The sequence below is a fragment of the Acinetobacter sp. YH12120 genome (assembly GCF_013418795.1).
GTDB classification, from domain to species: Bacteria; Pseudomonadota; Gammaproteobacteria; order Pseudomonadales; family Moraxellaceae; genus Acinetobacter; species Acinetobacter towneri.
Map to the genome: position 1 here is coordinate 127,194 of NZ_VPBI01000004.1, position 21,882 is coordinate 149,075.

Annotated in this window: 24 protein-coding genes; 18 read left to right on the forward strand and 6 right to left on the reverse strand. The window is 40.5% G+C overall.

What is annotated here, in order from left to right; genetic code table 11:
• Positions 1 to 62: 62 nt before the first annotated feature.
• From FTU58_RS04340 to FTU58_RS04370, 7 genes are all read left to right on the forward strand, one after another.
• Positions 63 to 998 carry an ABC transporter ATP-binding protein gene (locus FTU58_RS04340; RefSeq protein WP_096902394.1) on the forward strand — a complete coding sequence of 312 codons (936 nt, stop codon included), beginning with the start codon at positions 63 to 65 and terminating at the stop codon, positions 996 to 998.
• Positions 995 to 1,768, forward strand: a complete 774-nt coding sequence (locus FTU58_RS04345) for an ABC transporter permease (RefSeq protein ID WP_004972812.1) — start codon at positions 995 to 997, stop codon at positions 1,766 to 1,768. The genes FTU58_RS04340 and FTU58_RS04345 overlap by 4 nt, the downstream gene beginning before the upstream one ends.
• Positions 1,768 to 2,583: an NADPH-dependent 7-cyano-7-deazaguanine reductase QueF gene (gene queF / locus FTU58_RS04350; protein ID WP_004972810.1), complete on the forward strand. Its 816-nt coding sequence runs from the start codon at positions 1,768 to 1,770 to the stop codon at positions 2,581 to 2,583. Before FTU58_RS04345 ends, queF begins: the two co-directional genes overlap by 1 nt.
• A gap of 18 nt (positions 2,584 to 2,601) precedes the next feature.
• Positions 2,602 to 3,252 (forward strand): hypothetical protein, encoded by a 651-nt coding sequence (locus tag FTU58_RS04355; RefSeq protein WP_168461179.1) that lies wholly within the window; start codon positions 2,602 to 2,604, stop codon positions 3,250 to 3,252.
• A gap of 353 nt (positions 3,253 to 3,605) precedes the next feature.
• Positions 3,606 to 4,607 carry a lytic murein transglycosylase B gene (gene mltB / locus FTU58_RS04360; RefSeq protein WP_168418071.1) on the forward strand — a complete coding sequence of 334 codons (1,002 nt, stop codon included), beginning with the start codon at positions 3,606 to 3,608 and terminating at the stop codon, positions 4,605 to 4,607.
• Positions 4,608 to 4,901: 294 nt separating this feature from the next.
• Positions 4,902 to 5,510 (forward strand): septal ring lytic transglycosylase RlpA family protein, encoded by a 609-nt coding sequence (locus FTU58_RS04365; RefSeq protein WP_004972798.1) that lies wholly within the window; start codon positions 4,902 to 4,904, stop codon positions 5,508 to 5,510.
• A gap of 231 nt (positions 5,511 to 5,741) precedes the next feature.
• Positions 5,742 to 6,197: a DUF962 domain-containing protein gene (locus FTU58_RS04370; protein WP_004972797.1), complete on the forward strand. Its 456-nt coding sequence runs from the start codon at positions 5,742 to 5,744 to the stop codon at positions 6,195 to 6,197.
• Positions 6,198 to 6,231: 34 nt separating this feature from the next.
• Here FTU58_RS04370 and FTU58_RS04375 read toward each other — a convergent pair whose 3' ends face one another.
• The 3 genes from FTU58_RS04375 to rpsB all read right to left on the reverse strand — a co-directional run bounded on the left by FTU58_RS04375 (position 6,232) and on the right by rpsB (position 8,711).
• Positions 6,232 to 6,753, reverse strand: coding sequence for a DUF3465 domain-containing protein (locus FTU58_RS04375; protein WP_104852266.1), 522 nt, complete (start codon positions 6,751 to 6,753; stop codon positions 6,232 to 6,234).
• Positions 6,754 to 6,945: 192 nt separating this feature from the next.
• Positions 6,946 to 7,821 carry a translation elongation factor Ts gene (gene tsf / locus FTU58_RS04380; protein ID WP_004972793.1) on the reverse strand — a complete coding sequence of 292 codons (876 nt, stop codon included), beginning with the start codon at positions 7,819 to 7,821 and terminating at the stop codon, positions 6,946 to 6,948.
• A gap of 143 nt (positions 7,822 to 7,964) precedes the next feature.
• Complete coding sequence (rpsB, locus tag FTU58_RS04385; protein WP_004972791.1) at positions 7,965 to 8,711, reverse strand: 30S ribosomal protein S2; 747 nt, start codon at positions 8,709 to 8,711, stop codon at positions 7,965 to 7,967.
• A gap of 208 nt (positions 8,712 to 8,919) precedes the next feature.
• On the opposite strand from rpsB, the gene map reads away from it, so the two are divergent.
• The 5 genes from map (at position 8,920) to FTU58_RS04405 (ending at position 13,237) form a co-directional block, all read left to right on the forward strand.
• Positions 8,920 to 9,747 (forward strand): type I methionyl aminopeptidase, encoded by an 828-nt coding sequence (gene map / locus FTU58_RS04390; protein ID WP_004972787.1) that lies wholly within the window; start codon positions 8,920 to 8,922, stop codon positions 9,745 to 9,747.
• Positions 9,748 to 10,087: 340 nt separating this feature from the next.
• Positions 10,088 to 11,164, forward strand: coding sequence for an OmpW family protein (locus tag FTU58_RS04395; protein ID WP_179991606.1), 1,077 nt, complete (start codon positions 10,088 to 10,090; stop codon positions 11,162 to 11,164).
• Positions 11,165 to 11,405: 241 nt separating this feature from the next.
• Positions 11,406 to 12,617, forward strand: a complete 1,212-nt coding sequence (locus FTU58_RS04400) for an MFS transporter (protein ID WP_180062128.1) — start codon at positions 11,406 to 11,408, stop codon at positions 12,615 to 12,617.
• A complete protein-coding gene (locus FTU58_RS14035; RefSeq protein ID WP_019836563.1) occupies positions 12,610 to 12,744 on the forward strand; it encodes a hypothetical protein in 135 nt (44 codons plus the stop codon). The genes FTU58_RS04400 and FTU58_RS14035 overlap by 8 nt, the downstream gene beginning before the upstream one ends.
• Positions 12,745 to 12,811: 67 nt before the next feature.
• Positions 12,812 to 13,237, forward strand: a complete 426-nt coding sequence (locus tag FTU58_RS04405) for a VOC family protein (RefSeq protein WP_180062129.1) — start codon at positions 12,812 to 12,814, stop codon at positions 13,235 to 13,237.
• Between the two features lie 131 nt (positions 13,238 to 13,368).
• Here the strand turns inward: FTU58_RS04405 and sthA are convergent, their stop codons facing one another.
• Entirely contained in the window at positions 13,369 to 14,784 is a 1,416-nt protein-coding gene (gene sthA, locus FTU58_RS04410) for a Si-specific NAD(P)(+) transhydrogenase (protein ID WP_042068765.1), read from the reverse strand.
• A gap of 287 nt (positions 14,785 to 15,071) precedes the next feature.
• On the opposite strand from sthA, the gene lipA reads away from it, so the two are divergent.
• Together lipA and FTU58_RS04420 are read left to right on the forward strand one after the other, a co-directional pair.
• Positions 15,072 to 16,085, forward strand: a complete 1,014-nt coding sequence (gene lipA, locus FTU58_RS04415) for a lipoyl synthase (RefSeq protein WP_096902386.1) — start codon at positions 15,072 to 15,074, stop codon at positions 16,083 to 16,085.
• 211 nt (positions 16,086 to 16,296) lie between these two features.
• Entirely contained in the window at positions 16,297 to 16,683 is a 387-nt protein-coding gene (locus tag FTU58_RS04420; protein WP_004972770.1) for a carboxymuconolactone decarboxylase family protein, read from the forward strand.
• Between the two features lie 77 nt (positions 16,684 to 16,760).
• On the opposite strand, the gene FTU58_RS04425 is transcribed toward FTU58_RS04420, so the two are convergent.
• Entirely contained in the window at positions 16,761 to 17,021 is a 261-nt protein-coding gene (locus tag FTU58_RS04425; RefSeq protein ID WP_004972768.1) for a hypothetical protein, read from the reverse strand.
• A gap of 205 nt (positions 17,022 to 17,226) precedes the next feature.
• Between FTU58_RS04425 and FTU58_RS04430 the strand changes: the two genes are divergently transcribed.
• Positions 17,227 to 17,739 carry a tetratricopeptide repeat protein gene (locus FTU58_RS04430; RefSeq protein ID WP_131261573.1) on the forward strand — a complete coding sequence of 171 codons (513 nt, stop codon included), beginning with the start codon at positions 17,227 to 17,229 and terminating at the stop codon, positions 17,737 to 17,739.
• A gap of 89 nt (positions 17,740 to 17,828) precedes the next feature.
• Here the strand turns inward: FTU58_RS04430 and FTU58_RS04435 are convergent, their stop codons facing one another.
• Positions 17,829 to 18,335, reverse strand: coding sequence for a cysteine peptidase family C39 domain-containing protein (locus tag FTU58_RS04435; protein WP_178319510.1), 507 nt, complete (start codon positions 18,333 to 18,335; stop codon positions 17,829 to 17,831).
• A gap of 220 nt (positions 18,336 to 18,555) precedes the next feature.
• Between FTU58_RS04435 and ahcY the strand changes: the two genes are divergently transcribed.
• The 3 genes from ahcY (at position 18,556) to FTU58_RS04450 (ending at position 21,717) form a co-directional block, all read left to right on the forward strand.
• Positions 18,556 to 19,938 (forward strand): adenosylhomocysteinase, encoded by a 1,383-nt coding sequence (gene ahcY / locus FTU58_RS04440; RefSeq protein ID WP_004972762.1) that lies wholly within the window; start codon positions 18,556 to 18,558, stop codon positions 19,936 to 19,938.
• 183 nt (positions 19,939 to 20,121) lie between these two features.
• Complete coding sequence (gene metF / locus FTU58_RS04445) at positions 20,122 to 20,958, forward strand: methylenetetrahydrofolate reductase [NAD(P)H] (protein ID WP_004972760.1); 837 nt, start codon at positions 20,122 to 20,124, stop codon at positions 20,956 to 20,958.
• Positions 20,959 to 21,000: 42 nt separating this feature from the next.
• On the forward strand, positions 21,001 to 21,717 hold the full coding sequence (locus FTU58_RS04450; RefSeq protein WP_180050823.1) for a 16S rRNA (uracil(1498)-N(3))-methyltransferase: 717 nt from the start codon (positions 21,001 to 21,003) through the stop codon (positions 21,715 to 21,717).
• The last annotated feature ends 165 nt before the right edge of the window (positions 21,718 to 21,882 follow it).

Here is a 21,882-nt window from a genome sequence, read left to right on the forward strand (position 1 = left end):
TTACTTGGTTTATTGGCGCAGATCGCTCACAATAGTGGCTCTATTCCTCAAGTGAGAATTTCATGACTGATGCATTGACGTTAAGGGACGTGTCAAAGACCTATCGAAATGGTTTCCAAGCACTGAAAGGAATTAATTTGACCGTTCCTGAAGGCGAGTTTTATGCCCTACTTGGACCCAATGGTGCAGGTAAATCTACAACCATTAGCATCATCAGTTCTCTTACCAAAAAAACTGCAGGTACCGTCGAAATTTTTGGGCATAATCTAGATACCCAACCATCCCAAGCCAAGCAATGTTTAGGGGTAGTACCGCAAGAATTTAACTTTGGTCAGTTTGAAAAGACCTTTGATATTTTGGTCACACAAGCAGGCTATTACGGCATCCCTAAAAAAGTTGCCGAGCAACGTGCCGAAGAATATTTAGAAAAACTGGGTTTATGGGATAAACGTGCCACTCAAGCGCGAATGCTGTCTGGCGGTATGAAACGTCGTTTAATGATTGCACGTGCCATGATGCACGAGCCGAAACTGCTTATTTTGGATGAACCCACTGCAGGTGTAGATATTGAGCTGCGTCGTTCAATGTGGGATTTCTTGACAGAAATGAATGATAAAGGCACTTCAATCATTCTCACCACCCACTATTTAGAAGAAGCGGAAATGTTGTGTCGTCGTATCGCGATTATTGATCGTGGTGTGATTAAAGAAGACACTTCAATGAAAAACTTCTTAAACCAGTTAAGTGAAGAATCTTTTATTTTTGATTTAGCTGAACCGATTCAACCCATTCATTTAGATATTATTGGTGTACGTTTCAACCTAATTGATGCAGTGACCCTAGAAGTTACCATGGATAAAGCTCATACCTTAAATGATTTATTCCAACTTTTAGAAGCGCAAGGCATTCGCGTGCGCAGTATGCGCAATAAGTCCAACCGTCTAGAAGAGTTATTTGTCAAAATGGTCGAAAAGAATTTAGATGGAGCTGCGCAATGAATTTTACCCAACTGCGGATTGCACTCTATACCTTAGTGCATAAAGAAATTCGTCGTTTTATGCGCATTTGGCCACAAACCTTGTTACCACCTGCTATCACCATGAGTTTGTACTTCGTGATTTTTGGTAATTTGGTCGGTTCGCGTATTGGTGAAATGGGCGGCTTTAGCTATATGCAATTTATTGTGCCCGGCTTAATTATGATGGCAGTCATTACCAACAGCTATGCCAACGTATCTTCAAGTTTTTTTAGTGCAAAATTCCAGAAAAGCATTGAAGAACTAATCATGAGCCCTGTACCTTTGCATGCCATTTTATGGGGCTATGTTTTGGGTGGTGTTAGTCGTGGCGTATTGGTCGGTATTATTGTCACCACCATGAGTCTATTCTTTACCGACCTTTATATTACCAATTGGTTTGTTACCATTTATACCGTATTAATTACGTCCTTTTTATTTTCATTAGGCGGTTTTATTAATGCTGTTTATGCCAAATCATTTGATGATATTTCTATTATTCCAACTTTTGTACTGACTCCACTGACTTATTTAGGTGGTGTATTCTATGCCATTAGTGCCTTAAGCCCTTTTTGGCAAAATCTCTCTTTAATTAACCCTGTGGTGTATATGGTTAATGCTTTCCGTTACGGCATTTTAGGACATAGTGATGTCAACGTGACGATTTCATTATCTGTGATTACACTATGCTGTGCAGTGCTTTATGGTATTGCCTATCATTTACTTTCTCGTGGTTCAGGAATGCGTGAATAATGAGTGTTGAACAATCTCTTCTTGGTAAAGACACCAATTATCCTACAGAATATCAACCCGATATTTTGTTCCCTATTTCACGTGCTGCTGCACGTGAAAAATATGCAGATGTTGAGGGAATTCAACTCGGGCAAGACTGGTGGCACGTTTTTGAAATTTCGTGGTTGAATGCCGCAGGTGTTCCACAGGTTGCGATTGGTCGGATTACGCTACCTGCTTCATCACCTAACCTGATCGAATCAAAATCATTAAAGCTCTACTTTAATAGTATGAACTTTACTCGCTTTCAGTCTGAAGCCAATTTCATTGAAACTGTTGAGCATGATTTAACGGCTGCAGCACAAGCACCTGTTACGCTAACTTTATTTAAGGTTGATGATTTGGCAATTAGCCAACCTGAAGGTATTTGTATTGATCAGCTCACGCCTGAGCGTTTAGAGCAGCATCCTGACCCAAGTTTATTGCAATTCGATTTAGAACAAGCGGAAGATATAGAGGTACAACTTTTCTCACATTTATTACGCAGCAATTGTCCTGTCACAGGACAACCTGACTGGGGCACGGTTTTTATCCGTTATCAAGGCAAAAAACCTTGTTATCGCAGTATTTTGGCTTATATTATTTCTTATCGTCAGCATAATGGTTTCCATGAACAATGTGTGGAACAGATGTTTGCAGACATCTGGCAAAAATTCGCACCAGAAAAACTGATGGTATATGCAACCTATACACGTCGTGGTGGTTTAGACATTAACCCTTGCCGTGTATCGGACTTAACATGGATGCCTCGCCCTATTCGTTTAGCGCGACAATAACAACATTGAGGTTGAACAATGCCATTTTTTGGATTCATTCCATCTGCAGAATTATTAAATACAATTGAAACTGCACAACAGAAAAAAAATTCAAGTGAACCGCTGTACCCGCTTCGTGACAAAACAGCACTCATGATTAATGATGAAATCATTGATGCAATTTTAACGGAGTTGGTACGCCGTTTTCCTGCCAGTGATAAGCGTGACACTGCCGAAAAACTTGCGGGTTATATCAAATCTACCGTTGCGGTATTGCTTAAACAATTATTAAGCAAAGCACCAAATGATGTCGTCAAACAATCGATTGAATTTTCTGAGCGTAGTAGCTTTAAAGATGCGGCAGGCAATGCACGCATCGGAGAAACACTAGATGCGAGTTTGGTGACCAGCCTTAAACACAACTATGCCGAAATTCAAGCAGGCAATGAAGTCAATAAAGCGGCTTTAACTGAACTGTATAAACAGTTCGCAGAAGCGACAGTACGTCACTTTATGAGCGACTTTAATAAAACCTTAGATTTAGGCATGATTAAACGTAAAGCTGCAGATATCGGTGCTGCTGCGGTAATTAAAGCCGTTCATATTGCTGTTGATAAAATCATTCCAAATCTTAACAAAGAAGAGCTGATGGTATTAGCGGAATATCACGACACTTTATTCCATCCTTAATATAGATACGTACATACATCTTAATCATGTAATGAACTGACAAAATGCCTGATTTCGATCAGGCATTTTTATTCGGAGAATAAATACTGTCAAATCTGTCCGTTTTTAGACAATTGCAGCAAGTTTTTGTGATGCGTTTTAACTTTGTTACAAATCCTGCGCGCTTTTTACACATTCTTTGTCTATTTTTGTATAAGTTTTTACAAAGCAAGCGCGCTTGAATGCTATCTTAGCCGCTGACTTCGCTTTAGCGCTTTAAGGTCAATCTAAGACCTCTTCTTCTATATAAGTACAAACTTATTTACTGCATATAAATAAGTTGTGCAAATCATCAATTTGGAATTTTGCCCAATATGTTCAAACTTGATTTTTATAACAAACTAAAACGTGTTTCTTTACTGATCGGTGCATTTTCTATCACCAGTTTCTGTCAGGCCAATGATTTTCAGCAACATCCGTCTTATGCCAGTTTTAAACAAAAAACGATGCAAACTTATGGCTTGAGCGAAGCGCAAGTTGACTGGGCAATGAATGGTTCTAAAAATTTACCCAATATCATCAATATTATGAACCGTCCAGGCGAAAGTAAGCCTTGGTATGCCTATAAAACGAATTTCCTTGCAGAAAGCACTATTCAGCGTGGTGTACGTTTTAAACAGCAGTATGCAGATACACTCAATCGTGCTGAGCAGCAGTTTGGTGTGCCACAAGCCATCATATTAGGTATATTGGGCGTAGAAACAGGCTTTGGCAGCAATAAAGGTTCATTTATTACTCGTGATGCTTTAGCAACGTTAGGTTTTGGCTACGAACGTCGTGCTGAATACTTCAAAGATGAACTCGCTGCACTCATTGCATGGTCATATAAAGATGGTATTCCAACCTCTTCTGTGGTCGGCTCTTATGCAGGTGCAGTCGGCTACCCTCAATTCATGCCAAGCAACATTCCAAAATTTGGGGTGGATTATGATGGCAACGGTCATATCGACCTTCGTAATTCAGCAGTAGATGCGATTGGCTCAATTGCAAATTACTTGGCACAGCATGGCTGGCAGCGAAATCAACCCATTGCATTTGCAGCACGTTATACAGGTAACAATCCTGACAGCGTGATTGCCAAAGATTTAACCTTACCTACACCTTATGGTGTCTTAAAATCGCAAGGCATCGCACCGCTGAATCCTATTGTACAAATAGATGATCTGGATTTGGTGAATGTCATTCAATTGCAAGAGAATTATGGGCCAATTTACTATATTACTTACCCAAATTTTCAGGTGATTACGACCTATAACCGCAGCCGTATGTATGCAACTGCGTTATGGTTACTCGGTACTGAAATTGCCAGCCGATAAACCCCACACCCAAACCAAACAAGTAAAGTCAAGAAATATTTTTAACAATTTGATCACAAAATCATCTTTTTAAATATATTGTTACAATATTGATTATTTTTTAATCAAACAAAGTTGTTTTTTGGTACTTTTTGTCATTATTTTCGTATAAAGACTAGACACCTTTGGTAAGGGATGAATATTATCCATTTCGTCAAATGTAGTCAAAAAAGTGAAATTACAGACAGGATTACCACTATTTCAATCAGTTAAGAGCGAAATAAGTTAAAAATTCTGTCTTCAGGAGTTCAAACCATGCATAGTTCACTTAAATACTTACTTGCACTTTCTGCAGCTGTTGCCCTAAGTCAGTCGCAAGCTGAAATGGTGCAATCATCATTCAATAATGATAATGAGTCATCTAGCCTTGCTGCACGTGTACTCAATAAAGAAGCTCAAAGTTTTAATTCACATTTCTCAAATTTAAACAGCCTTTCAATCACCGAACGTTCAGGCGACCAAATTCGTCGTCAAACGATTGCAGCGAAAATTGAAATTCCTGCAGAAGAGCCTTCAGTGATTGAAAAGTTAAATACAGTGGCATCGAACACTGTACGTAAATTTAGCCAAACAGGTATGGCATCTTGGTACGGTCGTCAATTCCACGGTCGTAAAACTGCAAGCGGTGAAACGTTCGACATGAACGCAATGACTGCTGCACACCGTAGCCTGCCGCTAAACTGCTATATTCGCGTAACCAATAAAAACAATGGTAAAAGCGTTGTAGTTAAAGTAAATGACCGTGGTCCATTCCATGGCAACCGTGTACTCGATCTTTCTTATGGCGCTGCAAAACAATTGGGCATCACCAATGCAGGTACTGCCAAAGTAAGCATTGAGCGTATTGACGGTCCAAACTCTTAAGATTCGCTTACACGACTTCACATTTGACTTGAAAGCCACAGCAATGTGGCTTTTTTAATGCCTGTAAGATTTACAGTCATCCCATGCATGTCTGCACAAAGATGATCCACACAAATTTTGTTGCCACTTCATTTTGAAAATATGAATACTGTTTTGACCGCCTCACTGTTCTCAGTTATATTTTAGACAGTCAAACAATAACAACGGATGATCGGTCTACAGGAGTAGCACATGAAGACAGTAAGCGAGTGGCTTGATGAATACAGCGAGAGCCATCAAAATAAAACCAATAAATTAATTCACTGGGTGTGCGTACCTACGATCTTTTTTTCGATTGTCGGCATCTTGGCGCATTTCAGCGCTTTACTAACAACATTACTTCTGGTGCTCAGTTTTATTTTTTATGCACGTTTAGACTTGGTTCTTGCAGTTGCAATGGCAGCATTAATGCTGGTAATGGCATGGCTGATTTATGTTTTGCCTGTTGGAATGGGTTTTTATATCGCAATTTTTGTTTTGGCGTGGATTGGGCAGTTTTATGGTCACAAAGTTGAAGGGAAAAAGCCTTCATTCTTCAAAGACCTCCAATTCCTTCTCATTGGCCCAATTTGGTGCATGGATGCGTATTTAGGTAAAATCCTACCCTCTTGGAAAACACGTCGTAAAAACAGCATTATGAGCATTTAAACGCTATATCCTATTTTCATTATCGGAAGAACCGTTATTGATAGGTTCTTCCTTGATGTTTTAACCATCCGCCCACGTGTTTGTTTGCTGGATCATGATGCGTCCAGTGAATCACCCCACCCTTATCTGAGTATTCATATTCACCAAAAAACTCAACAGTATCACCTTTTGCAATATTGGTAATTCGTGGTGCAAGATCAATATTATGTGCAACCAATACAGTTTGCCCATTATTCAGTTTTAAAATAAATTTTTGATGACGTGAGCCTTCGTTGTCATCCGCTAACACTGCAATGACCTGCCCACTCGCACGGACTTGTAAATCGCTCTGTTTGCGCTCAAACGCACGTTCAATCAGCTGAACACCCTGAGCATCATCTTGCAGCGTATCTCGCTGTACGTCTAACTGCTCTTTTTCATCTTGTGATGTGCGAGCAGTGCTTGTAGTTGGCGCGCTTGATGTTTCAGACTGAAACTGTTGTAAATCTATGCCAAAAAATGCAGCAATTAACACCACAATAATTGCGCCAATGCTTAAATTCTTTTTATTTGCCATATAACCTCCTTGTTCTGATTCCACCCTATACGATTAAGTCAATTATTCGTAACATACTGATTTAAAATTAATATCTTTAATCTTCATCTCAATATTTATGCCACGATTGCATATTGCCAAAATCTATATTCACAAAAAAGCCCCAAAATAAATTGGGGCTTTCCTTACAAAATATTTTACCTTAAGTAAAAATTATTTTGCAGCAGCTTGAGCAGCAGCAACTTCTTCAGCGAAGCTCATTTCTGCTTTTTTCTCAATACCTTCGCCTACTTCGAAACGAACGAATTGAGCAACAGTTGTACCAGTTGCTTTTAATACTTCAGCAACTTTCTTCTCGTTGTCAATTACGTACATTTGACGATCAAGCGCAACTTCGTTCAAGTATTTTTCAACTGAACCAGTTACCATCTTCTCTACGATGTTTGCAGGCTTACCAGATTCAACTGCTTTCGCTTCTGCAATTTCTTTCTCTTTAGCGATAAGATCAGCAGGAACTTGTTCAGCAGTAACAGCAACTGGGTTGAATGCAGCAACGTGCATTGCAATACCTTTACCAGTCGCAGCATCACCTGTGTAAGAAACAACAACACCGATTTTTAAACCGTGCTTGTACACAGCAAGGTTTTCACCTTCAACGATTTGTGCACGACGAACTTGGATGTTTTCACCAATTTTTTGAACAAGTGCAACACGTGTTTCTTCAACAGTTGCGCCATCTTCAAGTTTAAGTTCAGCAATTTTAGCAGCATCAGTTTCGTTTGCAGCAAGAGCAGCAGCAGCAACTTTCGCAGAGAAACCAGCAAAGTTTTCGTCTTTTGCAACGAAGTCAGTTTGACAGTTTACTTCTAAAAGAATCGCTTTGTTGCCTTCTTGAACGATTGTGATTGCACCGTCAGCAGCAATGTTACCTGCTTTTTTAGCAGCTTTTGCTTGACCAGATTTACGAAGGTTGTCAATCGCTAATTCGATGTCACCGCCCGCTTCTGTTAATGCTTTTTTACATTCCATCATTGCTAGACCAGTACGATCACGCAATTCTTTAACCATGCTTGCTGTAACTGCAGTCATGTTTATCTCCTAAAATCGGTAGAAAATGAATTCTTTTTTTAACAGAAACGGCCCAGAGGGTGTCTCTTGGGCCGTCTGCATACATGACGCTTACTTTGCCACCATCACATGTCGCAAAAATGACAAGCTTACGTCAAAACGCATTAAGCCTCAGAAGCAGGAGCTTCTTCGCCTTTTGCTTGAGCATTGGCTTGAGTTTGAGCGTATTCTTTACCAGCAATGATCGCATCAGCCATTGAAGAAGCGTAAAGTGTTACTGCACGGATCGCATCGTCGTTACCCGGAATAACGTAGTCTACGTTGTCTGGGTTAGAGTTTGTATCAACGATACCGATTACAGGAATACCTAAGTTTTTAGCTTCTTTAATTGCAATTGCTTCGTGATCAACGTCAATTACGAATAATGCGTCAGGTAAACCACCCATGTTTTTCACACCGCCTAAAGCGCGCTCAAGTTTTTCCATTTCACGGCTACGCTCTAAAGCTTCACGTTTAGTAAGCTTAGCAAAAGTACCGTCAGTAGACTGAACTTGAAGATCTTTTAAACGGCTGATAGATTGGCGAAGTGTTTTCCAGTTCGTCAACATACCACCTAACCAACGGTGATCTACATACGGTTGACCAGCGCGTTGAGCTTGTTCACGGATGATTGCAGAAGCAGCACGTTTTGTACCAACGAACAAAACTTTGTTCTTTTTGCTAGCCAATTGGTTTGCAAAGTTCAAAGCATCATTTAACGCAGGAACAGTGTGTTCAAGGTTGATGATGTGAATTTTGTTACGCGCACCAAAGATGTATTGACGCATCTTTGGGTTCCAGAAACGTGTTTGGTGACCAAAGTGTGCGCCAGCTTGAAGAAGGTCGCGCATGCTTACGTTGTAATCTGCCATTTTCTTTACCTTAAATGTTTGGGTTAGGCCTCCATATATCCGCATTCTCCACCCCAAAGGGCACCCAGAGTAATGTGACGATATATGTGCGGATTTTTAATTTCCCTTTTACCAAGCTCTTTGAAACATATTCATAAAAAGCATTTGATAAAATGGGCGGCTATTTATACCATAGTCACACACAAATTTCCAAAAGTTTTTAAAGATCATGAACACAACTTATCAAGCACCTCGTCGACTCATCAAAACCGCAGAAGATATTGAAAAAATGCGCGTGGCAGGACGACTGGCGGCAGAAGTTTTGGAGATGATCAAAGCACACGTTAAACCAGGCGTTACTACGCTCGAACTGGATACGATTTGCCATGACTATATTGTCAATCAACAACAAGCTATTCCTGCCTGCTTAGGTTATGGTGCTGCTCCGGGTCGTCCAGCATTCCAACACACCATTTGCACATCGGTTAACCATGTGGTTTGTCACGGTATTCCGTCAGAAAGTAAAGTGCTGAAGAAAGGCGATATTTTAAATATTGATGTCACAGTCATTAAAGATGGTTTCCACGGCGATACCAATATGATGTATATCGTGGGTGGTGAAACTTCCATTTTAGCCAATCGTTTATGCAAAGTTGCCCAAGAAGCGATGTATCGCGGTATGGCAACCGTTAAACCCGGTTCAACCATTGGTGATATTGGTCATGCGATTCAAAAATATGTTGAATCTGAACGCTTTAGTGTCGTGCGTGAATATTGCGGTCATGGTATTGGGACGACCTTCCACGATGAGCCACAAGTATTGCACTATGGTCAAGCCAACACAGGCATGATTTTAGAAGAAGGTATGACTTTTACCATTGAACCAATGGTCAATGCAGGCGTATGGCAAACCAAATTACTTGGCGATAAATGGACAGTGGTGACCAAAGACCACAAATTATCGGCACAGTTTGAACACACCATTTTGGTCACCAAAGATGGCTTGGAAGTGCTAACTGCCCGCCCTGATGAAGATTTATCACGCTTTACTGCATAACGTGTTTGCAGCCAAAATCTGTCATTGGCTAAAAATTTAACCCGTATGTCAAAAAGATCAGTTCCGACTGGTCTTTTTTATTAATTTCAACGCATACAATTTCTATAAAATCTTTTTATTTCAAACCAATAGAACTTTAAAGCCATCCAATAAAACAAGCATTTTCACGTATTCAACAGTTTTGGATTTAACAAAACACCTGCACACTTTTCCAGTTATTCACAAAAGTTTAAAAAAATATCTTGTAAAAACAACAGTTTTATTTTCCTACACCATTTCATAATGCCTCACATAACATAATCGCAAATAACAACAAGCACAATGGACATGGAGTTCCGTTATGAAAAAAACCTTATGCTGCCTTGCAATCAGCAGCTTACCAATTGTGAGTTATGCTAATTCACCCTACTTCAGCTTACAGGATGGCGATGGTTTTAAACGCTTTTCTGTTTCGGTGGGAGCATTGCACGTTATGCCGCAAGGCAAAGCACAACCGTTCCAAGTGGGTACTGCTGTAAAAAATGGTGAAGTAGCGAATAATGGTGCCATTAAAGTTGATACTGTTATAAATAATTTAAATGGCGATGTTGATCAGACTCTGCTCGCAAATGCGCTTAAAGCGATTGGTACACTGTCTGGTGGAAATTTGAGTGCTGGACTCAGTGGAACTTCAGCAATCAATGGCTTAGAAGGATGGAGTAACCCTGGTACAGGTTTAGAAGCCGATGATGTCACCACCCTCGGGATTATGAGTAACTATTTCTTTACCGATAATGTCTCTTTTGAAGTCAAAGCTGGGATTCCCCCAAAAGTCGATTTACAAGGTAAAGGAAAAATCTATGCACCTTTCTCTGCCATCGCAACGCCACAACTTGCTAACTTGCCGTTAGAGTTTATGAATATTGATTTGAAAAATAATATTTTCATTACCGATTTAGAAGCACATGGCCCTGCTGCTTCTGCCCGTGCTTGGACACCTGCATTTGAGTTTCAATACCATTTTGGCAAAACAGGTGTAAATAAATTCCGTCCTTATGTCGGTGTCGGGTTAATGTATGCTTATTTTAATGAATTAGAAATTAACCCACGCACTGAACAAGATCTGATTGCCGCAGGTCACATGATTGCCAATATTAAAGAAGGAAAAGCGGGCGCATCTTTAGAAGGCACACCAAGTGCAGCCAATCCTAAAGTTGAGTTAGATGCGACCGATGCGTTTGCGCCAGTTGCGACTGTAGGTTTTACCTATGACTTCAATGAAAAATGGTTTGCAGTTGGCTCACTATCTTATGCACACCTTAAAAATGAAACCACCATTACGGTGACCGATGCCAAACACGGCGAATTAATTCACTCTAAAGCAGATATTGAAGTGAATCCAGTGATTGCCTATGCAGGTTTTGGTATGCGTTTTTAAGCATTAATAGCAGTCTTTGATCAGTCCTATTTAAGACGATAATCCCCTTCACTTAATCCTTCTCCCACAGGGAGAAGGATTTTTCAATATCCATTTGGCTTGTAGCTCATGATCATTTTTTGCTTAGAATATTCAAACTAATATCTATAACCAAATTTTATCATTTGATGAATTTTATTTTATCGCGATCTGCGGCTGAATCGACTACCATAACAAGCTGTTAGCCATACGTGGATGCCTTATGTCGAATGCTCAATTTTCCAAACCTCTAATTTATATGTTAATTGGAAGTGCCATTATTTTGGCATTATCGCTTGGGGTTCGGCATGCATTTGGTTTGTATTTGGTGCCTATGAGCCATGAATTTGGCTGGGGACATAATGTCTTTAGTTTAGCCATTGCCATGCAAAACCTAATTTGGGGTGCAGTCCAACCCATCACAGGTGCTTTTGCAGACAAATACGGTAGTAAAATTGTAGTTGCAGTTGGTGGCGCACTGTATGCACTCGGCTTATTGCTCATGGCCGTCAGCTCGACAGGCTTATTGCTAAATTTAAGTGTGGGTTTAATTTTAGGTTTGGCACTTTCTGCAACCTCTTTCCCTGTGCTACTTTCTGCAGTAGGTCGCGCTGCTCCTCCAGAAAAGCGTAGCCTTGCAATGGGTATTGCCAGTGCTGCAGGCTCGTTTGGGCAATTTATCATGTTGCCATCGACCTTATTGTTATTACAAAGTGTAGGTTGGTCGGGCGCATTAATTGTCAGTGCGATTTTAATTGTCTTGATTGTTCCTTTGGCATGGATGCTCAAAGCACCCATGTATCAAAACCCTAATGCAAGTTCAGTCAGCCAACCCGCTTTAGGCTTTAAACAAGTTTTGGTGATTGCCAAAAACCATAAACCCTTTTGGTTTTTAGCTTTGGGCTTTTTTGTCTGTGGTTTTCAAGTGGTGTTTATCGGGATTCACTTACCTAGCTACTTAATCGATCATGGCTTTAATGCAACCACAGGCACAGTTTTTCTAGCACTCGTGGGTTTATTTAATATTGTAGGCACTTATACGGCGGGTTGGTTAGGTGGTCGCTATTCCAAACCACACTTGCTGATGTGGCTTTACGGACTACGCGGTATCGCCATTATCGCCTTTTTAATCCTGCCTTTAAGCATCTGGACAATTTATGCATTCGGGATCATTATGGGTTTGTTGTGGTTATCTACAGTGCCTTTAACCAATGGTATTGTGGCAAATATGTTTGGAATTAAATACCTGACCATGCTCAGTGGCATTGTGTTTTTCACACACCAAGTCGGCTCTTTTTTTGGTGGATGGCTTGGCGGTTTAAATCACGACCTGACAGGTAACTATAATGTTATCTGGATTGTTTCTATTGCTTTAAGTGCGTTTGCGGTCTTGGTCCATTTTTGGGTAGATGAGGAGCACGTCATTCATGATTAATTCTTTATTGAATTTTAAAGTATTGCTCACACTCGCAATCACTGCCCTTTTTGGCTTGTCGATTTTTTTATGGATGCAAACGCCACAACTGTTTGAATATTTTAATCAGGCGTTTTGTGCGCATTAAAACCCAATCTCTAAAATATTAAGTCTATTTTGCTATTCAAAATTCCGCTTTAGACATGGAGCGTCTTATGCAGATTCAATTGCATCGTGGAAGACTGATTGACCATATTCATCTTGTGGTGAGTGACCTTGAAGCAAGTCGAGCATTTTATACCGCCATCTTGGCAGTGTTGGATATTCCAGTTATGGGAACAGCCAATGATCACTTTTGGGCAGATGAACTCTTTATCTCGTCAGTAGAAAGCCCTGCCGCACAAGGTACACTCACTGGGCGTCATCATCTCGCCTTTCAAGCTAAAAATCGTCAAATGGTCAATGCTTTCTATCTTGCAGCATTGGCGCATGGTGGTAGATGCAATGGCAAACCTGATGAACGTGCTTATCATCCTGGTTATTATGCAGCTTATGTGCTTGATCCTGATGGTAACAATATTGAAGCTGTTTTTCATGGCGAAGCACAACGCAGTGCAGCATCGGTCATGATTGATATTTAATACTCTATGTTCCACAAATCAACTTTCCCTCAATGCATAAATTTTCCTACAGCAAGGCAATAAAAAACACCCCACAAGAATGATCTTATGGGGTGTTCTAAATTTTCTATTTTGCAGTCAGCAGAATCTGCTTAAAACAAACGATTCATCCCATTCAAGGTCGCCACACGATACGCTTCCGCCATGGTTGGATAGTTGAATGTGGTTTCCACAAAATACTTAATGGTATTGTTCGGGCTGTTCATCACCGCCTGACCAATGTGGATAATCTCTGCCGCATTATTACCAAAGCAATGCACACCCAATACTTCTAAAGTGTCACGGTGGAATAAAATCTTCAATTCACCCACTGTATCACCCGTAATTTGCGCACGCGCTAAATGACGGAAAGATGCCTGACCAACTTCATAAGGAATTTTTTCTTCCGTCAATTCCTGCTCAGTTTTACCAATCGAAGAAATTTCTGGAATGGTATAAATACCTGTTGGAATATCGGTCACAGGCGCAACATTTTCTTCGCCACTCATATTTGCACCCGCGCAACGACCTTGGTCATAGGCAGCTGATGCTAACGAAGGCCAACCAATTACATCGCCCGCAGCATAAATATTCTCTACTTCGGTTTGATATTGATCATTGACTGTTAACTGACCACGGCTGTTTGGCTTAAGTTCGACATTTTCAAGACCTAAACCATCGGTATTACCCGAACGACCGTTACACCACAAAATCGCATCGGCTTTGATTTTCTTGCCACTTTGCAAATATAAAACCACGTGATCATCAAAAGTTTCTAAATGATCAATTTGCTCATTGTGGCGAATCAGCACCCCTTGCGCACGCAAGTGATATGACAAGGCATCTGAAATTTCATCATCCAAATAGCTGAGCAATTTGTGCTGAGTATTAATCAAATCAACTTTATGATCTAAACCAATGAAGATGGATGCATATTCACAACCAATCACACCCGCGCCATAAATAATAATTTTTTGAATCGAGAAATCCAAATCCAAAATTTTGTCTGAATCAAATACACGTGGATGGTTGAAATCCAACATTTCTGGACGATATGGACGGCTACCTGTCGCAATCACAATTTGCTGACACATAATGGTTTCTTTAATGCCATCTGCACCAAATACCAAGACCGTATTTTTATCTTGGATATAAGCACGACCATGATAAATCGCAATTTCATTACGGTCATAAAAGCGAGAGTGCGTTTCAACTTGCTGCTGAATAACTTTATGCGCACTTTGCAACACTTGCTTCATGGTGAACTGACGCCAATCGCCCATTTTTTTAAACATTGGGTCACGGCGATAACGGATAATATTCGACACTGTCTGACGCAATGCTTTACTTGGAATGGTACCCACATGGGTACAGTTACCGCCAAGCTGCTCACGAACATCTACAATCGCAACACGCTTACCAGATTTGGCAAGTTTCATTGCCGCGCCTTCACCCGCAGGGCCTGAACCGAGAACAACCGCATCGTACTTCACGAAAGTTCCACTAACGACCTCTTTTTTACGTGGCATTCAACGCTCCTTTTCTTTAAATCTGTCTTTTCAATGGGCTATATTATGACGTAAATCTTTTGAATTTTCTGTATTTACTGTGCATATATTACGTGATAACCACATTTTTTATATGAATATCGTTTTTACCCAATTTAAGCACAATTTCGTTATAATAACCGTCTTATGATGAAGTTAAGGTGACATTTTACTTTTGCACTTAGATTCGGTTTAATCAGACTCTATTTCACGTAAAATCTAGCCTACACTAAATCTCTCCCCTTTCAAAAACAGTGGAAAAGTTGAATATGTCTGCAAACCGTAAACCAGAACAGGGTGTCAAACTTCGTGGTGCTGAAAAAGTCGCACGTATTCCTGTAAAAGTTGTTCCTACGGTTGAAACGCCTCGTAAACCTGACTGGATTCGGGTCAAAATGACGGCACCAGAAGAAGTTCAACGTATTAAAACCACTTTGCGTCAGCAAAAATTGCACACCGTTTGTGAAGAAGCCGCTTGTCCAAACCTTCCAGAATGCTTTGGTGGTGGTACAGCAACCTTTATGATCATGGGTGATATTTGTACCCGTCGCTGCCCGTTCTGTGATGTTGCGCATGGTCGTCCAAATGCACTAGATCCTGAAGAACCTCGTCACATGGCAGAAACCATTGCCAACTTAGGCTTAAAATATGCCGTGATCACCTCTGTAGACCGTGATGACTTGTTAGATGGTGGTGCACAACATTTTGTCGATTGTATTAAAGAAGCCCGCTCTTTAAGCCCAAATACGTTGTTAGAAATTTTGGTACCAGACTTCCGTGGTCGTATGGATATTGCACTACGCATTATGACCGAATGTCCGCCAGATGTTTTTAACCACAACATTGAAACTGTGCCACGCTTATATAAAGCCATGCGTCCGGGTTCAGACTATCAGCACTCTTTGAACTTGCTGAAAATGTTTAAAGAATATTGCCCAGATATTCCAACCAAATGCGGTTTGATGGTAGGTATTGGAGAATCTGAAGAAGAAGTTATTGCACTGTTAGATGATCTTAAAGCGCACGATGTAGATTATGTGACCATTGGTCAATATTTACAGCCATCTAAAGAACATGCGCCAATTGACCGCTTTGTAACACCTGAAGAATTTGAGCGTTATACAGCGCATGGTCAAAAGTTAGGTTTTAAAAATATTTGGGCTGCGCCAATGGTACGTTCAAGTTATTTTGCAGACCGTCAATATTATGGTGAACCTGTACCAACAGTACGTCGTAAAGCCGACCCTGCTAAAAAAATTAGCGTGCAAACCATTGAAGCTTAACACTCGCTTATTTCAAAATTTGCGATAAAGCTAAAACAGCCCCGACTTTATGTTCGGGGTTTTTTATACCTTGTGGATATATTAAAAATAGATAGATGTGAATATTTTTTGATGGTCTACGACCAAGTGCGCATGGTGTCATCGCCATAAATTGTTAATCTATGCACTTAATCTATACACCGAGCTCAAACAATAAAACAGGGATAGTAAAATGTCACAACAAGACTATGACAATGGCTTAAAAGTTCGCACTGAAGTCATGGGCGAAAGCTTTGTAAAACGCGCACAGGACAACACTGTACCATTTACCCAACCTTTGCAGGACTGGATTAATGAACATGCATGGGGTTCAACTTGGCAACGTGAAGGTGTGTTACCACGCAAATATCGTTCCTTAATTACTATCGCCTTTTTAACTGCTTTAAAAAGCCCGACAGAGCTTAAAGGACATATTCGTGGTGCGCTAAATAACGGGGCAAGTGTCGAAGAAATTCAGGAAGTCTTGTTACACAGCTTGCCTTATTGTGGCGCACCTGCAACTCAGGAAGCTTTTCGCGCAGCGTTGGAAGTTTTGGCAGAACATACTGCAAATACTTAAACGCAATCTAAATCAAAAAATATAAACGCTCGACATTTCACTAAAACTATTTGGTGAAATGTCGGTAGAGTTGAGTTTTAAATCCAATACACATTAAAGCTATAAAAGAACTCATTTAACTCAAAGCGCACCTGATAACCCAAATCAGTCAGCTGTGCCGATAAATTTCGAATATCTTCTAAAGGTAAATGTTTTGGCAGCACAGTAAAAACTGCGGTATTGCCCTGCTTGGCATTCTCTTCGATTAAAGACGCCAAACGCTGCTTATATAATTCAATATCTAGCTTGGCATGATCTGAATAAACTTTTGCTTGTTCAGCAGTTAAAAAATTTGCCATCTTATTGTTCTCATTATGACCATGTTTAACATTCAGCATATTGAAACTTGACGATATGGCTCAAGTGATTTTTTGTTATTGTCTGCATAAACGCATGATCAATTAACCCTAATTTTTAAAAAAAATCACACCGAAGATGGCTTTTTCCCAGCAGACCTTTTAGGCTATCGCACAATCTTATGTTGTAATTTTGCTGGATGACATTATGTCAGAATCTGTTTCAATCTCCCCTGCGCTAATGAACCGCGCCATTGCAGGACAAGCCGATGCCCAATTTGAAGTGGCGGTGCTGTATATGCAAAGCGATTTTAATGAAGATATTGAACTTGCCGAACAATGGGCGCTCAAAGCTGCCGCAAACGGACATATCGAAGCCATGTATTGGCTTGGTGAAGGCTATACCGTATATGCCAAAGATGTTCTAGAAGATGACCCTGAAGATGCTAAACAACATTTTGAAGATGCTTTTGTCTGGCTCAAAAAAGCCAGTGATGCACAACACCCTGCCGCTATTTTAGAGTTGGCAGGCTACTACCGTCGTGGTGATGTGGTTGAACAAGATGTCGCTCGCTCTGTGGCATTGGTACAGCAAGCAGCAGAATTGGGCGAAGTACAAGCCATGCGTGACCTTGCTTTTATTTATGCAAATGCTTTGGGTGTAGATGCTGACGAAAATAAAGCTGAATATTGGACACAAAAAGCCGATGCAGCGGAGTAATTTATTTGTCTAGCCAATCAATTGATGGGCTAGACAATTTTTGCATGACTCGAATCGTCATTGAATAAAGCTTAGACTTTGAATAACACTTAGACTTCGACCACAATTACTTGTCTGCAAATGCCCTCTTGCTGACGCTGTTGTTCAAACACAGCCGCAGGCATCGGCTCAAAACTGTCAAAGAAACAAATTTCAGCATCATCAATAGAATATAGCAATGAGTGATTGCCCACGCCTTCTAAAGTGTCGTAGTAGACAATTACAAATTTATTTTCATCAAATGCGTGCTGAATTTGCTGATAGCCGATTGCCGCCAATACAGGCAATTTAAGCTGTTCAGCTTCGGCATAACTTAACTTTTCTGCATCTTGTAAATCTGGGTCAGGGTCAGTATAAAACTGCACATTAAAGCCAAACTTTTTCAGTCCAACAGCCAAACCAATTGTGGTTGTGCCCTGCTCTGGCGTATAACCACACACTTCAATCAATTGTTGAATATCGGCATCAATTCCTAAGTGTCGTAGCAACATCCACACTGCGTAAATCCCGCCGTTGGCTTCTAAATTTGCCAACTCTTGAGGAAGCTCTAAAGCCATCATTCAATCTCAAAAATATGTTTGTAGTGATAATAAACAAAACATGATTGGAACTGAATCAATTTCCAAGTACAATATCGCGCTAGTCGAGGGATGCTGCGACGTTTTACAGGCACGAAATGTAAAATCGCCAGGCTCGACCAGCATAGCAACGCGTTTGCTATGCAAGAAACGGCATCCGCGAACTGAATGATCAATTGTTTTTTATAAGGAGATCGTGATGAACGCGGTTAATGCTTCATTTACAGATTATAAAGTTGCCGATATCACACTAGCTGATTTTGGTCGTAAAGAAATCAAACTTGCAGAAGCAGAAATGCCAGCCCTTATGGGTTTGCGTAAGCGCTACTCAGCTGCAAAACCTCTTGCAGGCGCGAAAATTCTCGGCTGTATCCACATGACCATTCAAACTGCTGTTTTAATTGAAACGCTAGTTGAATTGGGCGCAGAAGTTCGTTGGACTTCTTGTAACATCTTCTCTACTCAAGACCACGCTGCTGCAGCAATTGCTGCTTCAGGTGTGCCTGTTTTTGCTTGGAAAGGCGAAACTGAAGAAGAATATGTATGGTGTCTTGAACAACAAATTAATGTAAATGGCACACCATGGGATGCCAACATGATTTTGGACGATGGCGGTGACTTAACTGCACTTGTTCACGAAAAATACCCTGCATTATTAGAGCGCATTCACGGCATTACTGAAGAAACCACTACGGGCGTACAACGTCTAATTGAAATGTGGAAAGATGGTTCTTTAAAAGTGCCTGCAATTAACGTCAACGACTCTGTGACTAAATCTAAAAACGACAATAAATACGGTTGCCGTCACTCACTCAACGATGCGATTAAACGTGGTACAGACATGTTATTGTCTGGTCGTCGTGCATTGGTTATTGGTTATGGTGATGTAGGTAAAGGTTCTGCACAATCTTTACGTCAAGAAGGCATGATTGTTCGTGTTTCTGAAATTGACCCAATTTGTGCAATGCAAGCATGTATGGATGGTTACGAAGTTGTATCTCCGTACAAGAATGGCGTACAAACAGGCAATAAAGCAGACGTCAACCTAGAGCTTTTAGAAAATACTGACTTGATTGTGACTACAACAGGTAACTATCACGTGTGCGACGCAGCAATGCTAGATACACTTAAAGCAGGCGCTGTTGTATGTAACATTGGTCACTTCGATACTGAAATCGACACCAACTACTTACGTGGTTATAAGTGGGTTGAAGTGAAGCCACAAGTACACCAAGTGTATCGTTCAGAAAACGAAAACGATTATTTAATCTTGCTTTCTGAAGGTCGTTTAGTGAACTTGGGTAACGCAACAGGTCACCCATCACGTATTATGGATGGTTCATTTGCTAACCAAGTATTGGCACAAATGCACTTATTTGCAGAGAAATTTGCCGATCTTCCTGCCGATCAAAAACAAGCGGCAATTCGTGTTGAAATCTTACCGAAAAAACTAGACGAAGAAGTTGCTGCTGCAATGGTTGCTGGTTTTGGTGGTGTATTAACACAATTGACTCAAGTACAAGCGGACTACTTAGGTGTAGCTGTTGAAGGTCCGTTTAAATCGGATGCTTATAAATACTAAGTTTTTAATCCTTCTCCCTAACCCTCTCTCATAGGGAGAGGGAATGATTCATTGTTTAATGAATGTATTCGAGGGTAAGTCCTCTCCTGAGCAAGTTTAAAGCACTGCTTTTAAACCCAGCGCAAGAGAGGATTTAGGAGAGGTGAAAAAATATAAATAAGTATTTATAACAAGGATTTAATCATGACCAAACAAGTTCCTATTTCATTTGAATTTTTCCCATCTAAAACCGATGTAGGTGCAGAAAAACTCAAAGTTGTGCATCAAGAATTACAACTTTTAAATCCAGAGTTTTTTTCTATCACTTATGGTGCAGGTGGTTCTACTCGTGAACGTACTTTATCGACCATTAGCGACTTCAATGGCAAAGGCACACCTGTAGCGCCGCACCTGTCTTGTATTGGTGATGACAAAGCGCGTATTGCTGAATTGCTTGATATTTATAAAGCACAAGGCATTGACCGCATTGTGGCTTTGCGTGGTGATTTACCTTCAGGTCAAGTTGGTTTAGGCGAATTGCCGTATGCGTCTGACTTGGTACGTTTTATTCGTGAACATTCAGGTGATCATTTTCACATTGAAGTTGCGGCTTATCCTGAAATGCATCCACAAGCAGACCACTTTGATCAAGACATTAAAAACTTTGTCACCAAAGTAAATGCTGGTGCCAATGCTGCCATCACCCAGTTCTTTTTTAATCCAGATGCGTACTTTTACTTTGTAGAACGTATTCAAAAGCAAGGTGTGAATATTCCTGTTGCGCCTGGCATTATGCCGATTACCAATGCCAGCAATTTAATTCGCTTTGCAGATGGTACAGGTGCAGAAATTCCACGCTGGATTCGTAAGCAATTAGCAACCTATGGTGATGACACAGCTTCAATCAAAGCCTTTGGTCATGAAGTGATTATTAAACTGTGCGAACGCCTGATTGCTGGTGGTGCACCAAGTTTGCATTTTTACACCATGAACAACACCGAACCGACTCGTCAATTAGTGACAGATCTTGGTTTGGCTTAAGCTGTATTTTTCATATTTTATTGACTTGAACGAGTAATCCCTATGCCCCGTTTTTATATTGAGGCTGAATTAGCAGTAGATACGCAAGTTGAACTGACTGAAACAGTATTTCATCACTGGGTGAAAGTACTACGCGCACAAGTCGGTGAAACCGCCACCTTGTTCAATGGGCAAGGTGGTGAATATGAAGTGGAACTGGTTGAAGTTACCAAAAAAACAGCGCAAGTGCAGATTAAAAGTTTTAATCCAGACAATCGCATCCCAAGCTTTAGCGCCTTATTAGGACAAGTAATGAGCAAAGGCGATCGTATGGATTATGCGATTCAAAAAGCGGTAGAGCTTGGCGTGACTAACATTCAGTTGCTCACCTCTGAACGCTGTGAAATGCGCTTAAAATATGACCGCGATCAAAAAAAATTAGATCATTGGCAAAGCATTGCCATTGCAGCCTGTGAACAATGTGGCATGAATATCGTACCGAAAATTTTAGCCCCACTACGTTTAGAGGACTGGCTGAATAGCGACCTTCCTGCCACCAAACTAGTGTTAGCACCGAATAAAGATCAAGTAGATGTACTAAACAATGCCAGTAAAGATTTAGCTTTATTAATTGGGCCTGAAGGTGGTTTAAGCGAAGCAGAAATTAGTGCTGCCAATGCCGTTGGCTTTCAAAACTGGTGTATTGGCTCTCGGGTATTACGCACTGAAACCGCCCCTGTGGTTGCTTTAGCTCTCTTAAATTATCGCTTGGCTGAGTAATTTATCCGTTTTTACAGAAATCGATTGCCAATAACATTGCAATTTATAAAGTACAGGATTAATCTCGAACAATATATTAAAAAATTTGCATAAAATTTAAACACAAAACAGCAATATTTTATGCATGAACGTGATGTTATTTAAGAAAATATAAATGTTGGAATC

Bases quoted from the DNA above. Each gene is read 5' to 3' on its own strand.
- FTU58_RS04340 (WP_096902394.1), top strand. From the start codon at position 63: ATGACTGATGCATTGACGTTAAGGGACGTGTCAAAGACCTATCGAAAT.
- FTU58_RS04345 (WP_004972812.1), top strand. From the start codon at position 995: ATGAATTTTACCCAACTGCGGATTGCACTCTATACCTTAGTGCATAAA.
- queF (WP_004972810.1), top strand. From the start codon at position 1,768: ATGAGTGTTGAACAATCTCTTCTTGGTAAAGACACCAATTATCCTACA.
- FTU58_RS04355 (WP_168461179.1), top strand. From the start codon at position 2,602: ATGCCATTTTTTGGATTCATTCCATCTGCAGAATTATTAAATACAATT.
- mltB (WP_168418071.1), top strand. From the start codon at position 3,606: ATGTTCAAACTTGATTTTTATAACAAACTAAAACGTGTTTCTTTACTG.
- FTU58_RS04365 (WP_004972798.1), top strand. From the start codon at position 4,902: ATGCATAGTTCACTTAAATACTTACTTGCACTTTCTGCAGCTGTTGCC.
- FTU58_RS04370 (WP_004972797.1), top strand. From the start codon at position 5,742: ATGAAGACAGTAAGCGAGTGGCTTGATGAATACAGCGAGAGCCATCAA.
- FTU58_RS04375 (WP_104852266.1), bottom strand. From the start codon at position 6,753: ATGGCAAATAAAAAGAATTTAAGCATTGGCGCAATTATTGTGGTGTTA.
- tsf (WP_004972793.1), bottom strand. From the start codon at position 7,821: ATGACTGCAGTTACAGCAAGCATGGTTAAAGAATTGCGTGATCGTACT.
- rpsB (WP_004972791.1), bottom strand. From the start codon at position 8,711: ATGGCAGATTACAACGTAAGCATGCGCGACCTTCTTCAAGCTGGCGCA.
- map (WP_004972787.1), top strand. From the start codon at position 8,920: ATGAACACAACTTATCAAGCACCTCGTCGACTCATCAAAACCGCAGAA.
- FTU58_RS04395 (WP_179991606.1), top strand. From the start codon at position 10,088: ATGAAAAAAACCTTATGCTGCCTTGCAATCAGCAGCTTACCAATTGTG.
- FTU58_RS04400 (WP_180062128.1), top strand. From the start codon at position 11,406: ATGTCGAATGCTCAATTTTCCAAACCTCTAATTTATATGTTAATTGGA.
- FTU58_RS14035 (WP_019836563.1), top strand. From the start codon at position 12,610: ATGATTAATTCTTTATTGAATTTTAAAGTATTGCTCACACTCGCAATC.
- FTU58_RS04405 (WP_180062129.1), top strand. From the start codon at position 12,812: ATGCAGATTCAATTGCATCGTGGAAGACTGATTGACCATATTCATCTT.
- sthA (WP_042068765.1), bottom strand. From the start codon at position 14,784: ATGCCACGTAAAAAAGAGGTCGTTAGTGGAACTTTCGTGAAGTACGAT.
- lipA (WP_096902386.1), top strand. From the start codon at position 15,072: ATGTCTGCAAACCGTAAACCAGAACAGGGTGTCAAACTTCGTGGTGCT.
- FTU58_RS04420 (WP_004972770.1), top strand. From the start codon at position 16,297: ATGTCACAACAAGACTATGACAATGGCTTAAAAGTTCGCACTGAAGTC.
- FTU58_RS04425 (WP_004972768.1), bottom strand. From the start codon at position 17,021: ATGGCAAATTTTTTAACTGCTGAACAAGCAAAAGTTTATTCAGATCAT.
- FTU58_RS04430 (WP_131261573.1), top strand. From the start codon at position 17,227: ATGTCAGAATCTGTTTCAATCTCCCCTGCGCTAATGAACCGCGCCATT.
- FTU58_RS04435 (WP_178319510.1), bottom strand. From the start codon at position 18,335: ATGGCTTTAGAGCTTCCTCAAGAGTTGGCAAATTTAGAAGCCAACGGC.
- ahcY (WP_004972762.1), top strand. From the start codon at position 18,556: ATGAACGCGGTTAATGCTTCATTTACAGATTATAAAGTTGCCGATATC.
- metF (WP_004972760.1), top strand. From the start codon at position 20,122: ATGACCAAACAAGTTCCTATTTCATTTGAATTTTTCCCATCTAAAACC.
- FTU58_RS04450 (WP_180050823.1), top strand. From the start codon at position 21,001: ATGCCCCGTTTTTATATTGAGGCTGAATTAGCAGTAGATACGCAAGTT.